Origin of the sequence: Streptomyces sp. NPDC057694, from assembly GCF_042799415.1 — a bacterium.
Classification (GTDB): domain Bacteria; phylum Actinomycetota; class Actinomycetes; order Streptomycetales; family Streptomycetaceae; genus Streptomyces.
The window spans coordinates 209893-225425 of the sequence record NZ_JBHVIX010000001.1 but is presented as its reverse complement, the minus strand read 5'-3'; the positions used below and the strand labels follow the sequence as shown (position 1 = coordinate 225425).

General features: G+C 70.1%; 16 protein-coding genes. 10 read left to right on the top strand and 6 right to left on the bottom strand.

The window, feature by feature from the left end:
* Positions 1-22 precede the first annotated feature (22 nt).
* From ACFVDP_RS01140 to ACFVDP_RS01130, 3 genes are all read right to left on the bottom strand, one after another.
* On the bottom strand, positions 23-1204 hold the full coding sequence (locus ACFVDP_RS01140) for an SIS domain-containing protein (RefSeq protein WP_383481243.1): 1182 nt from the start codon (positions 1202-1204) through the stop codon (positions 23-25).
* A gap of 132 nt (positions 1205-1336) precedes the next feature.
* Positions 1337-2539: a saccharopine dehydrogenase family protein gene (locus ACFVDP_RS01135; RefSeq protein WP_383481240.1), complete on the bottom strand. Its 1203-nt coding sequence runs from the start codon at positions 2537-2539 to the stop codon at positions 1337-1339.
* A gap of 90 nt (positions 2540-2629) precedes the next feature.
* Positions 2630-3613 (bottom strand): hypothetical protein, encoded by a 984-nt coding sequence (locus ACFVDP_RS01130; RefSeq protein WP_383481237.1) that lies wholly within the window; start codon positions 3611-3613, stop codon positions 2630-2632.
* 228 nt (positions 3614-3841) lie between these two features.
* Between ACFVDP_RS01130 and ACFVDP_RS01125 the strand changes: the two genes are divergently transcribed.
* Complete coding sequence (locus tag ACFVDP_RS01125; protein WP_383481234.1) at positions 3842-4396, top strand: hypothetical protein; 555 nt, start codon at positions 3842-3844, stop codon at positions 4394-4396.
* A gap of 238 nt (positions 4397-4634) precedes the next feature.
* Positions 4635-5393, top strand: coding sequence for a DeoR/GlpR family DNA-binding transcription regulator (locus ACFVDP_RS01120; protein ID WP_383481231.1), 759 nt, complete (start codon positions 4635-4637; stop codon positions 5391-5393).
* Between the two features lie 10 nt (positions 5394-5403).
* On the opposite strand, the gene ACFVDP_RS01115 is transcribed toward ACFVDP_RS01120, so the two are convergent.
* On the bottom strand, positions 5404-5730 hold the full coding sequence (locus ACFVDP_RS01115; RefSeq protein WP_383481227.1) for a hypothetical protein: 327 nt from the start codon (positions 5728-5730) through the stop codon (positions 5404-5406).
* A 213-nt stretch (positions 5731-5943) separates the two neighbouring features.
* Here ACFVDP_RS01115 and ACFVDP_RS01110 point away from each other — a divergent pair, with 213 nt between their 5' ends.
* From ACFVDP_RS01110 to ACFVDP_RS01075, 8 genes are read left to right on the top strand one after another with little or no spacing between them, the layout of a single operon-like run.
* A complete protein-coding gene (locus tag ACFVDP_RS01110; RefSeq protein WP_383481224.1) occupies positions 5944-7245 on the top strand; it encodes an ABC transporter substrate-binding protein in 1302 nt (433 codons plus the stop codon).
* A 29-nt stretch (positions 7246-7274) separates the two neighbouring features.
* The gene (locus ACFVDP_RS01105) at positions 7275-8228 is read left to right on the top strand and encodes a carbohydrate ABC transporter permease (RefSeq protein ID WP_383481221.1); all 954 of its coding nucleotides are present in this window, start codon (positions 7275-7277) and stop codon (positions 8226-8228) included.
* Positions 8229-8282: 54 nt separating this feature from the next.
* Complete coding sequence (locus tag ACFVDP_RS01100; RefSeq protein ID WP_383481218.1) at positions 8283-9143, top strand: carbohydrate ABC transporter permease; 861 nt, start codon at positions 8283-8285, stop codon at positions 9141-9143.
* The gene (locus ACFVDP_RS01095) at positions 9140-10159 is read left to right on the top strand and encodes a D-2-hydroxyacid dehydrogenase (RefSeq protein ID WP_383481216.1); all 1020 of its coding nucleotides are present in this window, start codon (positions 9140-9142) and stop codon (positions 10157-10159) included. The genes ACFVDP_RS01100 and ACFVDP_RS01095 overlap by 4 nt, the downstream gene beginning before the upstream one ends.
* A complete protein-coding gene (locus ACFVDP_RS01090; protein WP_383481213.1) occupies positions 10149-10922 on the top strand; it encodes a DeoR/GlpR family DNA-binding transcription regulator in 774 nt (257 codons plus the stop codon). The genes ACFVDP_RS01095 and ACFVDP_RS01090 overlap by 11 nt, the downstream gene beginning before the upstream one ends.
* A 42-nt stretch (positions 10923-10964) precedes the next feature.
* A complete protein-coding gene (locus ACFVDP_RS01085; protein ID WP_383481211.1) occupies positions 10965-11813 on the top strand; it encodes a class II fructose-bisphosphate aldolase in 849 nt (282 codons plus the stop codon).
* A 46-nt stretch (positions 11814-11859) separates the two neighbouring features.
* Positions 11860-12207, top strand: a complete 348-nt coding sequence (locus ACFVDP_RS01080) for a hypothetical protein (RefSeq protein WP_383481208.1) — start codon at positions 11860-11862, stop codon at positions 12205-12207.
* The gene (locus tag ACFVDP_RS01075) at positions 12204-12902 is read left to right on the top strand and encodes a polysaccharide deacetylase family protein (RefSeq protein WP_383481205.1); all 699 of its coding nucleotides are present in this window, start codon (positions 12204-12206) and stop codon (positions 12900-12902) included. The genes ACFVDP_RS01080 and ACFVDP_RS01075 overlap by 4 nt, the downstream gene beginning before the upstream one ends.
* A gap of 55 nt (positions 12903-12957) precedes the next feature.
* Here ACFVDP_RS01075 and ACFVDP_RS01070 read toward each other — a convergent pair whose 3' ends face one another.
* Together ACFVDP_RS01070 and ACFVDP_RS01065 are read right to left on the bottom strand one after the other, a co-directional pair.
* Complete coding sequence (locus ACFVDP_RS01070) at positions 12958-14016, bottom strand: polysaccharide deacetylase family protein (protein WP_383481202.1); 1059 nt, start codon at positions 14014-14016, stop codon at positions 12958-12960.
* Positions 14017-14124: 108 nt separating this feature from the next.
* Positions 14125-15450, bottom strand: a complete 1326-nt coding sequence (locus ACFVDP_RS01065; protein WP_383481199.1) for a DUF2254 domain-containing protein — start codon at positions 15448-15450, stop codon at positions 14125-14127.
* Between the last annotated feature and the right edge of the window lie 83 nt (positions 15451-15533).

Below are 15533 nucleotides of genomic sequence, written 5' to 3'. Positions count from 1 at the left end.
GCGTGCTTTCCTTCCGACGGGTTCAGCGCGTGGGCAGGGGGTGGATCGTGACGCCCTGGACGACCCGGTTGACCTCGCCGTCGGGGAACGGGTTGTCGGGCCGTACCCCGCAGGCCAGCGAGGCGTTCAGCGCCACGAGTTGGGCGCAGAGCACGGCGGGCAGCGCCAGCGCGGCGTCGTCCGCGCCGGCCATGCCGTCGATCAGCCAGGTGCGGTCCGCGGGGAGACCGTCGGGCCGGGCCGCGACCGCCACCACGTGCCCGGCGGGCAGCGCGGCGCTCATCTCACGGAAGATGTCGAGGTCGTACTGGCGCGTGTAGGGGTCGTTCGACACGTAGACGACGACCGCTGTCCGCTCGGTGAGGAACGCCTTGGGGCCGTGCCGGAAGCCGAGCGACGAGTCGGAGAGCGACGTGACCGCGCCGCCGGTCAGCTCCAGCAGCTTGAGCGCCGACTCGCCGGCGAGGGCGTGCAGCGCGCCGCTGCCGAGATAGACGAAGCGGTCGGCCCCGCGACCGGTGAGTTCGGCGACGCGGTCGGTGACATCGCCGGACAGCAGGGACGCCGCAGCGGCGGGGCAGTCGTCCAGGCCGCGGACATGGTCGCCGCCGAGCGCCCGGAGGGCCCCGAGAAGCATGCACGTCAGGCTCGACGTCATCGCGAAGCCCTGGTCCTCCGACTCCGGCGGCGTCAGAAGGACGTAGGAGTCCGCGCGGCCCTCATGGCGTGCGGCCAGCGAGCCGTCCGCGTTGCAGGTGATGACGAGATGGGCGCAGCGGTCGAGAAGCTGGTCGGCGATCTGCGTCGCGGCGAGGCTCTCGGGGCTGTTGCCGGAACGTGCGAAGGAGACCAGTAGCGTCGGACGGTCGCTCTCCTCGAAGCACGCCGTGGGGTCGGCCGTGATGTCCGTCGTCGCGAGGGCCTCGACCGTGCGGCCGGTGGCTCTCGCCAGCGCCGAACGCGCGATCTGCCCGGCGTACGCGGAGGTGCCGGCGCCCGTGAGGACGATCCGCAGCCGCGGTTCGGCGAGCAAGGGTGCCAGGAACGCGTCGAGGGAGTCGCGCTGCTCGGTCAGCCGCGTCGCCATGTCTGCCCAGAGGCGAGGTTGCTGGCGGATCTCGCGATACGTGTGGGCTGCGCCTTGCGGCACGGACGGGTCGTGGACGCTATCGGCGACGGTGGTCTCGGGGGCGGCGGTCTTCACACGGACTCCTTCGAGCGTGGGGGTGCGGGCGCGGGGACGGGTGCGGCCTTTGACCCGCGCGTGGTTCAGATGGCAGGGCGGGAGGCATGGGGCGGTCCTCTATCAGGCGTGGGACCGCCGCACGTCCGCCGGCTATTGCTCGCGCATGCCCCAGGGCGCTCCGTACTCCTCCAGCAGACCGAGGAACGGCTCGGCGGGCAGGGCCTCGGGGCCGAGGACTCCGCTGCCCTTCCACTGGCCGCCCGCCAGCAGTTCGAGGGCGACCACCGGGTTGAGCGCGGTCTGCCAGACCACGGCCTGGGAGCCGTACTCCGCCATCGACCACTCGTTGTCGACCACGTGGTAGAGGTACACCTCGCGCGGAGCGCCGTCGCGGACGCCCTTCACCCAGGTCCCGGCGCAGGTCTTGCCGCGCATCCGGTCACCGAGGCCCGCCGGGTCGGGGAGGCAGGCGGCGACGACGTCACGCGGGGACACCTCCACGTCTCCGACGCGCACCTTCTCGGTGCGGTCCAGGCCGAGCTTGTGCAGGGTGCGCAGGACGTCGATGAACTCCTGCCCGAGGCCGTACTTGAAGGTCACACGCGGGGCGTCCACCCAGCGCGGGATGAGCAGAACCTCCTCGTGCTCGACGTTGACACACTCGACCTCGCCGATCCCCTCCGGGAAGTCGAAGACCTCCGGCTCGGAGAACGGCTCGGTGGTGAACCAGCCGCGGTCCTTCTCCCACACGACCGGCGGGTTGAGGCACTCCTCGATCGTCGTCCAGATGGAGAACGAGGGGGCGAAGTCGTAGCCGTCGACCGTCAGGTTGGCGCCGTCGCGGACGCCGATCTCCTCGATGCTGTCGAAGAGGTTGTCGGCGGCGTAGCGGGCGAACACGTCGGAGAGGCCGGGCTCGACGCCGATGCCCACCAGGGCGAGGCGGTCGGCGCTCTCCCACTCGGACGCCAGGGCGAACTGCTCGTCGCCGAGCATCACGCCGGTCTCGGAGTACGGGCGGTCGGGGTGGGGGCGGGACAGCGACATCGCCATGTCGAGGTAATGGGCGCCGCCGGCCAGCGCCGCACGGAACAAGGGCATGACGAACCGCGGGTCCGTGGCGTTCAGCAGCACGTCGCAGCGGTGCTCACGCAGCAGCGCGACGACGGCGTCCTCGTCGGAGGCGTCGATCCGGGCGGCGACGAAACGGGCGTCGTCGGTGGCCTCCGCCGCCCGCACAGCACGGTCGAGGACGTAGTCGGCGATCACGCAGTGGTCGAAGAAGGAGCGTCGGGCGGCGATCGCGGCGGCGGCGGTGCCCACGCCTCCGGCGCCGACTATGAGAATGCGCATGATGAATCCTCTGGTCTCTTCACTGATCGGGTCTCATCACTGAGCCGAAGAGGGTTGGCGAGTCGGTGGTGCCCACCATGGGGCAGGGGTTCAGCCTCTGTGGACGGGGCGCACTTCGTCTCCGGGCACCGTCGTCAGTCTGCTCATGAGCGCTGTGGCGACGAACTCGGTGCCATCGGCGCCGGTGTCCCGCAGATGCCAGAGCTGACCACCGCGCCGTACGACGAGATCGGTACGTCCCGGCTCATAGGAGACCGGCGTCGCGGCGAGGCCGGTCACCTCTCCTGATCCCGGAAGCGGCAGACGGCGTGCCCGGCCGGGGTGACCGGGGATGAGCACATCCAGCCACGGGCCCTCGGACCACACGTACACCCGTACGCCGTCGAGGCCGGGGGCCGCGGCCGCGACCGTTCCCGCCGAGACCGGTTGGGTGTCCCCGGTGGGGGAGAGGTAGAGGCCTTCACGGTCCCCCACCAGGACGATTCCGGGGCGCGCCGCGTCCGGGACCGCCACCAGGGCCATCGCGGTCCAGCGGGAGTCGGTGAGAAGGGCGTGCGCCGGTGTGTCGTCGGACCAGGCGAGGTGCGGATACGCGGACGTGTCCGCGCGCAGGACGCGCGGTTCGCCGTCGGTTCCGAGCACGCCGGTCCACAGGACGCCGTGCGCGGTCTCCGTGAGCGGGACGGCGCCGGCGGGGCCGCTCGGCGGGGGCGGTTCCGTGGTGAACGCGGCCTCGGGGCTCCAGCGCAGTCGGTGCGACGAGTCACCGGAGCGGGCGACGAGTTCGAGATGGTGCGGGCCGTGGCGGCTCTGCACCACGCCGACCTCGTCGTACCGCCTGCCTGCCGCGAAGCGCAGTCCGCCGCTCCACTCGCCGGGCGGCGGCCCACCCGGTTCGGCAGCCGTGTCCTGCGGGTCACTGTTGAACCACAGCACCCACAGCCCGTCCTGTTCGTCGCAGAGCACGAGTTCCAGGTTCCCGCGGACGCCGTATCTCCCCTGCGCAAGACCGATGCCGCCCCGGGAGACCGGAGGTGACGCGACGCGGAGGGAGGGGGAAGGAGAAGCAGCCATGGGACACCTTCAGGGCCGGGCAACGAGAACATCGGCGCCATCCGGAGCCATCGGCCCGGAGCGCCACATCGGCAGCCTATTCACTCCCATTAACAAGCGTCAATGAGCAGAAGTGAGCAAGAGTGCGCGATGATGGCGGCAAAACGGCTCCCACCCCATTGGAAGGTCGAGACTATGCCTGAACAGAACGCGCCAGAGCCCCATGCCCCGACGTCAAAGGGTGGACAGGTGCTGGTCGTCGGAGCGACCCGCATCCTGCGCCCCGCCGTCACCGCGCTGAGCGAGCGGGCCGTGTCCGTGACGGCTGTCGCCCGCTCCGCGGCCGATCTGCGCGAGCTCGCCGATGAGTACCCGGATCTCGTCACCCCGCTCGTCGCGGACGTGACAGCACCTGACGTCGGCGCGGTCCTGCGCGCCGCTGCCGAGCGCGCACCGCTGACCGGGGCCGTGGTGTACGCCCCCGCCGTGCCGCCCGGCGCGCTGGCGGATCTCGTGGGTGCCGTCGTCCCCGGGCCGGTCGTCGTCCTCGCGACGAGCGAATGGGCGGTGCCGACCGAACCCGGTACGGACGCGGGGGAGTGGACGCCGAACGACCTTCCCGCGCAGGCCCGTTCGGGAGTCGCGGCAAGGATGCTCGTACTCGGTTGGCATGAAGGAGAACAGGCGGCGCGGTGGCACACCCCCGACGAGATCTCCGCCGCCGCCCTCGCCCTGCTGGACGCCCCGGTCGACCGGAACGCGGTGCTCGGCACCGTCCGCCCCTGGTCGTCGCGACCGCGATGACCGAACGCGATGACCGAACGCGACGACTGAACCCCATGACGGACTGTCATGGCCGACATGGCCGACATGGCCGTAGGTGTCGCATCCGTCGCACGGAACGGCGTCAACTTCTGGCAGGACTGAGCAACGCCAGTAAGCTTCCCCGTGCGGCCGCCGGACCACCGCCGGCCGAGGAATCCGCGGGTGCCGAGGCCGAGTCGGCCGGCGCACCCATGCCGAGAGGAAGTGGGACCGGGCCATGCTGGGCGCCGAGCGAAGGAAGAGGCTGCTTCACGTGGTGCGCGCGGAAGGCGTCGCCCATGTGGGCGTGCTCGCCGAGCGCCTGGACGTCAGCCCGTCGACGATCCGCAGGGACCTGTCCGCCCTGCAGGCCCAAGGCCTGCTGAACCGCACCCACGGCGGCGCGATGGCCGAGGCCGTCCAGGCCGACGAGCCGGACCGTCCGCAGCGCAGCGGATTCGCCTCCTGGGAGAAGAGCAAGCTCGCGAGCGCCGCCGTGGAGCACATCGCCCCCGGCGCGACGATCCTCATCACGGGCGGCACGACCACGGCCGCGATGGTGCCGCTGCTCGACGGCATCGAGCGACTGACCGTCGTCACCAACTCGCTGCACCTGGCCGGTGAACTCGCTCAGTTCGAGGACATCAGCACCGTCGTGCTCGGCGGATATCTGCGCCACCGGGAGATGTCCCTGCTCGGCCACCTGACCCGCCAGGCGCTGGAGGAGCTCCAGGTGGACGAGGCGTTCGTGGGCGCGTACGGGATCACGGACGCCGGGATCAGCGGCGCGCACGTGGACGAGGCGGAGACCGACCGCTGGCTGCTCTCCCGCGTCCGGCGGATCACGGCCCTGGTCGACGGCTCGAAGTTCGGCCGCTCCGGCCCGGTCCGGGTGGCTCCCGCGGGCCAGTTGTACCGGGTGATCACCGACGCCTCGGCACCCGAGGACGAGCTGCGGTCGCTGCGCGCCGCCGGGGTGGACGTCGTGCAGGTCTGAGCGGACCCGGTCAGTCTCCCGCCGTCCGCGAGCCCGCCCACTCGACCCAGACCTCCGCACGCGGAACGCCCCAGCCCTCGGCCAGTGCTGTCGCCGCCGCGGCCAGGGCCCGCCGCGTCGCATCCTGTCCGCGGTCGGATCCGTGCACCACGGCCAGCGGCCACGCGGGCACGACCCCGTCGCCCGTGCTGGTCAGAGCGGCCTCACAGAGCACCGCGACAACCCCGGAGGGCGGCAGCCCGAGCGCCGTCGCGACCTCACCGCACAGGTGCTTCAGCCGCGCCGCGTCGTCCCCGTCGCCGGAAGCCTTCGGCGCGGTCACCTGGATCACGGGCATACGTGGGCTCCTTCTGAAATGTGCAGGTAGCGGCGCCGGAACAGGCCGGTCGCCGGGCCGAGGCTAAGCGCGCCCCCAGCACCCGTCAAGAAAAAACGAGCAATAAAAATCAAGTCTTGCTTGTTATTGACTGACCTTGGCCGGTGCGACTAAAAAGCAGGCATCAAGGCCTACGCGGCCGAATCTCCCCCTTGACGACGGAGGTTGTGCACGATGGCTGTCGCCAGACGAGCCGTGCTGGGTGCCGCTGTGGCGGGTGCCGGAGCGGTCGGTTTCGCCCGCCGGTCCGGTTTCTCGCCCTCCAGCACCGGCTCGGCAGGAGCGGACACGCTCACCTTCTCGCTGTGGGGGGCCGACACCGAGATCGCGGCCTTCCAGGCCCTGGCCCGCGCCTACGAACGGCTCCACCGGGGCATCCGGGTGCAGATCCGGCTGGAGTCCTACCAGCAGATGTACACGAACATGGACGCGCTGCTCGCCGGCGGACGCGCCCCCGACCTGTTCCGCTGCGACTACGCGAACCTCGGGATGTACAGCGCCAGCGGCCAGCTCCTCGACCTCAGCCCCTACTTCGGCGACAAGGAGCGCGACGCGTTCCTGCCCGCGCTGTGGAAGGCGGTCTGCCACGAGGGCAAGCCGTACGCCGTTCCCCACCACACCGACACCACGGCAGTCCTGTACCGCAAGGACATGTTCCACAAGGCGGGCATCACCTCGGTGCCCACCTCGCTCGACGAGGCGTGGACCTGGGACGAGTTCAGCGAGATATGCGCACGACTGCGCAAGAAGCTGCACGGCGTCTACCCCTTCGTCTACGGCTGGCAGCAGACCGGCGCCTTCCGCTGGCTGACGTGGCTGTGGGAGGCGGGGGGCCGGCTCCTCGACGACAGCCTCACGGCGCCCGCCATCGAATCCGCGGCCGGTCTGCGCGCCCTGCGCTTCACGCAGGACTTCTTCCGGCAGGGCTTCGTCCCGCCCAACAGCTCGGTGAAGAGTGCGGCTTACCCCGACTCCCTGTTCACCGCGGGCACCGTCGCCATGAGCTTCGCCGGCGACTTCCTCCTGCCCACCATCGACCCGGCGATCGACAAGGACCTGTACGGCGTCACGTTCCAGCCGCGCGGCCGCACCGCGGCCACCGACCTCGGCGGCAACGCGGTGGTCGCCACCCGCACCACCGAGAACCCCGAACTCGCCGCCGACTTCCTCAAGTTCCTCGCGAACGAGGAGAACATGGCCCGCTTCTGCGAGCAGACCGTCGTCCTGCCCACCCGCAGCTCCCTGCTCACCCAGCCCCTCGACTACGCGGTACGGCCCGACCTCATGCCCGTGTACGCGGAGCAGGCGACGGCCCTCACCCCGGGCATGACCGAACAGGTCGCGATCCCCGGCTTCGGCCGCATCAACTCGGCGCTCCAGGACGAACTCGAGGCCGCCTTCGTCAACCGGCAGCCCGCCGAGGTGACGCTCCGGAACATCGCCGCATCCACCCGGACCGCGCTGGCCTCCGCGTAAGGCCCTCCCTACCGCACACAGGAGTTGCCATGGCCACCACCGCCTCGCCACCGCGCGACCTGCGCCCGCCCACCCCGGTGACCGCCCCGCCCCCGCCGCGCGCTCGCAGAGCGGCGCGCTTCCGCGAAACACTCACCGCCTACTGCACGCTCGGCCCGAACCTGATCCTGGTCACGGTCTTCCTGCTTGTCCCGCTGGTCATGGCCCTCGTGCTGAGCTTCCAGTACAGCACCGGACTCGCGTCGCCCACCTGGGCAGGACTCGCCAACTACCGCCAGCTGGCCGGTGATCCGGTCTTCTGGCGCACCGTCCTGAACACCGGCGTCTTCTGCGTGGCGACCGTGCCGGTGGAGATGGCGCTCGGGCTCGGCGTCGCCCTGCTGTTCAACAAGGTGATGCCCGCGCGCCCGCTGTGGCGGACCCTCGTCTACCTGCCGATGGTCATCTCCGGCGTCGCCACCGCCCTCATCGGCACCCTGATGTTCGACCAGAACATCGGCCTCCTGAACAAACTGCTCGCCGTCTTCGATCTCCCCGCGGCGCCCTGGCAGACCAGCGGCAGCACCGCCATGCTCTCCGTCGTCCTCATCACCCTGTGGATGCGCGTCGGCTTCAACATGGTCATCTACCTGGCCGGCCTCCAGGGCATCTCACCCGAGATGTACGAGGCGGCCGAGGTCGAGGGCGCCGGACCCTGGCAGCGCCTGCGCAACATCACGATCCCGCTGCTCGGCCCGTCGACGTTCTTCCTGCTCATCATGAACGTCATCTACTCGTTCCAAGTCTTCGACACCGTCTACGTGATGACCCTCGGCGGACCGGGACACGCCACCGACGTCATGATCACCTACGCGTACCGCAACGGCTTCGAAGGACGCCAGCAGGGCTACGCCGCCGCCATCGGCATCGTCCTCTACGTCATCGTCATGATCTTCACGGCACTTCAGTGGCGCTTCAGCCGCAACAGGGACACGGTCGGCTGACCCCCACGCCCTCCCGCCCCCTCCCTTAAGGACACCCCTCTCCTAAGGACACCGATGTCCGTCACCTCCTCCGCCCGACTCCCCGGAACGACCCGACCGAGACGACGCGACCGCGCCCGCCACCTGCGCGTGGCGGCAGCCGTCGTCATCGCCCTGGCCATGGCCCTGCCCCTGTTCTGGATGATCCTGGTCGCCTTCTCACCCATCGCCGACCTGCACACCTCGCAGCTGCGTTTCTGGCCGAGCGCGCCGACCCTGGACAACTTCCGCCGCGTGTTCCGCCTGCCGGTCGGCACCTGGGCGATGAACTCGACCGTCATCACCTGCCTGGTCGTCCTCATCACCGTCTCCTGCAACCTGCTGGCCGGATACGCCTTCGCGAAGCTGCGCTTCCGCGGCCGCAACCTGCTCTTCCTCGTCATGCTCAGCACGATGACCGTGCCCGTGCAGGTGCTGATGGTGCCGCAGTTCAAACTCGTCAGCGCCCTGGGCATGTTCGGCAGCTTCTGGGCCGTCATCGTCCCCGCGTCCTCCACGGCCTTCGGGGTCTTCCTCGCCCGGCAGTTCATGCTCGGCATCCCCGACGAGGTCATCGAGGCCGCGCGGATGGACGGCGCCGGACAGCTGCGCACGTTCTTCACCGTCGTCCTGCCGCTGTGCAAGCCGCTCATCGCGGTGCTGTCGCTGCTCACGTTCCTCTACCAGTGGAACGACTTCGCCTGGCCACTGACCGTCCTCAAGGACGAGCGGCTGTACACCCTCGCCGTCGGCATGCAGTTCGTCAACGGCCAGTACACCGCCGACTACGGCGCCATCATGGCGCTCGCGCTCATCTCCGTACTGCCCATGGTCGTTCTCTTCCTCTGCTTCCAGAAGTACTTCGTCCAGGGCTTCGCACGATCGGGAATCAAGTGACCTCTCCCTCCCCCGTCCACTACCTGAGCACCCTCTCCTTCCCCGACTGGTGGCTCGACCGGCTGCGCGCGAGCCACCCGGGACTCACCGTCACACAGGTGCCCGCCGCCTCCCCGGCGGACGTGCCCGACGAGGTGTGGCGCCGGACGCAGATCCTGCACACGGGTGCCGTCTTCCCGAACACCCCCGACGCGGCACCGGACCTGCGCTGGATCCAGCTCGACACCTCGGGCGCGGACCACCTCAAGGACACCGCCGTATGGGACCTCCCGGTGCCGCTCACCTCCATCGGCGGCATCTCGCCGGTCCCGATGGCCGAGTACGTGATGATGATGCTGCTCGGCCTCGCACACCGGCTGCCCCGCGCCATCGAGGTACAGCACAGCGGCAAGTGGCCCTCGCTGAGCGAACGGTGGAACACCCTCATGCCCCGCCGGCTGCGCGGCGCCACCGTCGGCGTCGTCGGCTACGGCCGCATCGGCCGCGAAATAGGCCGCCTCGCCGGGGAGTTCGGCATGACCGTGCTCGGCCTCAAGCGCGGCCGCAGCACCCGCGCCGGCGAGTTCTTCGGCAGCCCCGCCGAGGGCTCGGGCGAGGCCGAGCTGTACACCCCCGACGCGCTCCACGCCTTCATGAACCGCTGCGACTACCTCGTGGTCACCTGCCCGCTGACGGACGAGACGCGCGGCATGATCGACGCCGCCGCGCTCGACGCCCTCAAGGACGGCGCGATGGTCATCAACGTCTCCCGCGGCGGCATCGTCGACGAACACGCCCTGCGCACCGGACTCCGTTCGGGCCGCATCGCGGGCGCCGCACTCGACGTCTTCGACGAGGAACCCCTCCCTGCCGACCACCACTGGTGGACCGAACCCGGCGTCATCCTCACGCCCCACGTCGCCGGCTTCGCCCCCGACTACGAGGAGCAGACCCTCGAACTGGTCAGCGCGAACGTGGAGCGCTTCCTCGCAGGACGCGAACTGATCAACCTGGTGGACCGGACCCGTGGCTACTGAGTACCTCCTCGCCCCCCAGCGCCGGCACGCCGTACTGACCCGGCTGCGGCGCCGCGGCACGGTCAACGTCCAAGAGCTCTCCGACCTGCTGCGCATCAGCGCCTCCACGGTCCGCCGCGACCTGCGCGACCTCGAACTGCAAGGCATGCTGCGCCGCGTGCACGGCGGCGCCACCACCGTGGACGGCGCCTCGGAACCCGAGCAGCCGCAACGGGCGTCGACCCAGCTGGAGGAGAAGGGCCGGATCGCCGCGGCCGCCCTGCGCCTGATCCCCGACCACAGCACGGTCCTCATCAGCGGCGGCACCACGACCGAAGCCCTCGCCGCCAGGCTGGGGGAGCGGCGCGGCCTCACCGTGGTGACCAACGCACTGCCGATCGCCCAAGCCCTGTCGGCCACCGCCAACGTCGACGTCATCGTGCTCGGCGGCGTCCTGCGCCACCGCGAGCAGTCCCTGCTCGGCCACCTCACCGAGCACGCCCTGCACGAACTGCAGATCGGCCACATCATCACCAGCGCGTTCGGCCTCGACGTCGACGCGGGACTCACCGGAGCCCACGTCGACGAGGCCCAGACCGACCGCGCCCTGCTGGCCGCCGCCCGCAGCGTCGTCGTCCTCGCCGACGACTCCAAGCTCGGCCGCCGCGGCCCGGTCCGCCTCGCACCACTCGAACGCGTCGCCACCCTGGTCACCGACGCGGGCCCCGAACACCCGGTGTGCCAAGCCCTCGACGCATGCGGCAGCACCGTCATCCACGCCTAGGCCTGACACGACCCAGAACCCATCGCTCTACAGAGGTGCCCCATGCCCCTAGTCCCCACCGCCGACCTGGTGGAGCACGCCGTGCGCGAAGGCTCCGCGGTCCTCGCCTTCAACATCGTGACCCTGGAGCACGCCGAAGCCGTCGCCCAGGCCTGCGAGGCCGCGCACGCACCGGCCGTCATCGCCGTCAGCCACAACGCCGTCCGCTACCACGGCGGCGATCCGGCCCCGCTGCTCGCCGCCGCGGGCGCGATCGCACGCCGTAGCGAGGCTGCGCTGGCCCTGCACCTCGACCACGTGGAGGACGAGGAACTCGTCCTGCGCGCAAAGGAACTGGGCTGCGGCTCGGTCATGTTCGACGCGTCCCGACTGCCGCACGCCGAGAACGTCGCCAGGACGGCCGCGATCACCGCCCGCCTCCACGACGACGGCATATGGGTCGAGGCCGAACTGGGCGAGATCGGCGGCAAGGACGGCGTCCACTCCGCCACCGCCCGCACCGACCCCGCCGAAGCGGCCGACTACGTACGCGCCACAGGGATCGACGCACTCGCGGTGGCCGTCGGCAGCTCCCACGCGATGACCGAACGCACCGCGTCCCTCGACCAGGACCTCATCGCCCGCCTGCGCGACGCCGTCGACGTACCGCTCGTCCTGCACGGCTCGTCCGGCGTCCCGGACGACGCCCTCCGGTCGGCGATCACCCACGGCATGCGGAAGATCAACTTCGGTACGCACCTGAGCGCGGCCTTCACCCGGGCCGTCCGCGCCCGCCTCGACGAGTACACCGGGGTGGACCCCCGGCGCTACCTCTCGGCCGGCCGCGAGGCAGTGGCCGCGGCCACGGAGGAAAGGCTCCGGCTCCTCGCCCCCGCCCCGGCCGCCCTCTGAGCACGGACAGACCCACCAGCACCACGACGTCACAGGAGTTACGAGCGTGACCACCCCCGCGCCCCGTCATGAACCCGTCCCAGACCCCCGCGCCCTTCTCACCGAACTCGGCGAGCGCGTCCTCGAACGCGAAGGCATCCCGATGTTCCTGGCCCTCCAGGTCCCCTCGCGCGACAGCGCCCAGCCGCAGGAAGCGGCACCGGCGGACGCGGAGGGCGAGGAACTCGCCGGGCTGCTCCGGCACTACCGGGGCGCCCTCGTCCCCGAGGCCCCGGACGACGCCGAACCCGCACTGATCGAAGTCCTCCAGGTCATGGGGGCCGCCCACTTCACACCTCAGAGCCCTGCCGCACAGCAGGCCCCCGCCGCACAGAAGGACGAGACCCGGCGATGAACACGCACTCCCGCACCCGACTGCCGTCCTTCGACGGCCAGGAGCAGGCCCTGCGATCCGGCCAGTACGTGCGCGTGGTGAACTACCACAACACCCCGCACGCCGACACGGACAAGATCCGCGGTGAACTGCACGAACTCGCGGAGCACTTCTCGGCCGTCACCTTGGACGACCTCGACCTGTTCCGGTCCACCGGCCGCTGGCACAAGAGCCGCCCCGGAGTCATCCCGGTCTTCTACGAGGGCTACCGCAACAACGCCGAGGTCGCCGCGCCACTGGCCGAGGAGGCGGGCCTGACCGCCTGGTTCTTCATCTGCACGGCGTTCCTGGACGTGCCCGTCGCCGACCAGTACGACTACGCCAACGCCCACGACATCGACCTGGTGCGGGAGAACGAGAAGGGCGAGCGGCTCGCCATGACGTGGGACGACGTCGCCGAACTCAGCCGACGGCACGTGGTCACCCCGCACACCGCGAACCACGCCGAGGCCGCCGCCCTGCACACGGACCTTGATTTCCAGCGGGAGATCGTCGAGCCCAAGCGCCGGATGGACGCGGTCACCGGCCAGGACGCCGCGAGCACGGCTTTCTTGTGGGGGACGCCGTACGGGGCGAACCCGGCGGTGGACGCGGCACTGCGCGAGGCCGGCTACCGCTACCAGTTCGGCAACACCATGATCCAGTACATCGGGTAGGGCTACGGCGGTGAGGAAGCGGGCCGGCACGGTGTGCCGGCCCGCTCTGCCGTGGTCAGGAGGGCAGCCGCTGCACCATGGTGTTACTGAAGACGAAGCGGTATCCGGCCTCGACCAGGGCACGGTCGGCAGCCGTCTCACCGGTCCAGGAGGTGCCCTCCAACCAGGCGGTGCACAACGCGGAACCGCCGGTGGCCTGGTCCATGAGCCGCTTCGGCTCGACGACCTCTCGCTCGATGTCCTCGGGCGCCAGCACCTTACGGGCGAGGGCGTGGGAGGCGGTGTGCGGAGTGACCACGTGGCCGCGCCGGTGCAGATCGGCGATCTCGTCCCACGACATGGCGAGCCGTTCCCCGCGCGGATTCTCCGGAACGAGCTTGATCCGATGGGCGAGTGCGTAGTCGTACTGAGCGTCGACCGGTGTGTCCACGAAGGCCGTACAGACGAAGAACCACCCGATGACCCCGGCCTCCTCGCACGCGGCCGCCGCGACGTCGTAGTTGTCCCGGTAGCCCTCGTAGAACACGGGCAGCAGCCCGGGCCGTTCCTTGTGCCACAGGCCGGTCTCCGCGAAGCGTTCGAGATCGGCGACGTCGACGGTCTCGAAGTCCTTCGCGTATCCGCGCAACTCGGCGACCAGCTCGTCCTTCCAACTGGCCGGAGTGTTGTGGTAGTTGACCACGCGGAGGAAGTGGCCGTCCCGCAGGTCGGACTCGGTGCCGCGGGCGCTGATACCCGGATCGGCCGACAGGGGCACGGGCAGAGATGTGGACAGGGGTGTGGTGGGCGTCCGGCCGGCCGGTGTGGATGCGGAGGGCGGGACGCGATCGGGCCCCAGCCCCGCATACGCGAGTGCCTGCAAAGCCCGTATCAAGGTCTCCTCCTCACCCGGCGCTTCGAGTCGCGAGCGCGCCACGGAGAAGGCTTCCGCCAGTTCGACGTCGGCCGGGTGCGGGGAACCGGTCGACGTATCGCCCCGGCCGGTTGCCGCGTCGTCCGGGGCCGACGCCGAACGCAGGGACACGTACATCGGCACACCCCGGCGCCGGGCCACCAGACGTTGACTGGCCTCAAGGGCGTCCTGCGGGGTGAATTCCGTGAAGGAGTGAGACATGCCAGATCCTCAATGCAGTACTCAACTGACCTTCTCACTGTGCTCATTCGCGCGAGGAGCGGCAATAGCACGCAGATTCTGACCGCTATTGCTCACTTTGGCTGTTCGTCAGCCGATGCCCTGTCGGTCGGGATGCAGGGCGAAGTTCCGGTCGTCGGGATCCGGCACCGACCGCTCCACGCTGCGGGTGAGCAGTTCCCGGTGCCGCAGCAAAGGCTCGCGACGCTCCTCCGGTACGAGCGACAGGAGATCGTCGAATCCGGCGAGGAGTCGGCGCGTGACTTGAGGTGTGTCGGCCGCGCACCCCCGTACTTCCGTGAACGCGAGGTCGACCAGTTCGCCCCAGCTCGGAACCGGCTGCACCAGCCGGACGGCGCCGCCGCGATCCCGGTACCGCAGTGTGTCGAGCGGGCCTCGTCCCACGGCCGCGAGGAACTGCACGATCCGGTCGATGGCCTGCACGGCGGTCGTCGGGTCGTTCACGGCTGCGGACAAGGCGCGCAGCGCGACATCGGCGAGCACCCGCAGACCGAACCCTAGGTCCTGATGGAAGGCACGCTCCACCCCCACGAACACGCAGGACTTCAGCTGGCGTCGGGACGGCGCCGGTCCGCCGTGCACCGCGAACATCATCGTCCCGGGCACCACGAAATCCCCGATCCGCGGCATCATCCGGAGCACCACACCGCGGCGGCGGGCGATCCGCACCAGCCGCGCGATGTTCACGTCCCGCAGGACCCCCGCCCGGCCCTCGTACGCCACGTGCCCGACCTCCGGTCCGAGGTCGCCGTCCGCCGCCTCCCCGTACGGCATGCGCGCCACGACGCGGAACGCCTCCCAGGCGACCCGGTCGACGACGTGGCCCACGCGCATCATCCGCAGTGTCGAATTCACGTACATGACGAACAGCAGCAGACTCAATGCCACCAGCCCCAGGGTGAGGAACGCCTGGAGGAAGGGCACGGTGCTGACGAGTTGCGGGTCCTGCTCCCCGTCGTACGAGGTCAGTACCAGCAGCGACAGCAGAAACGTGGCCAGAAAGACGGCGAAGGTGAGCTTGGTGATCCGGCTCCGCACGAACAGCCGCACCACGCGCGGGGTGAGCTGACCGCCCGCCATCTGCACGGCCACCAGCGAGATGCTGAACACGACACCGATGAACGTCATCATCGCGGAACTGATGGTGGTGACGACGGTCTTCGCATCGTCGGCGATCCCCATCAGATCCTTGACCGCGTCGAACTCCCCGGCGTCCTGGAGCGTCGAGACGATCGCTTCGTCGGCCCAGGAGGTAATCCACCACACCAGGCACACCACGATCATCGCCGCCGTAGGGGCGAACCAGAACGTGTCGCGGAGATGCTCCCGAAGCGGGGACAACGCCCGGGGACGCCGCGCCTTTCCTCGACCGAGGGTGATCATCCAGTCGCTCATGGTGAGACTGTAGAGCTCAGAGGCAGAGCTAGGGATCTGACCCGCTGGCCTTGCCTCGGACCGACCATGGACGGGATCTTGAG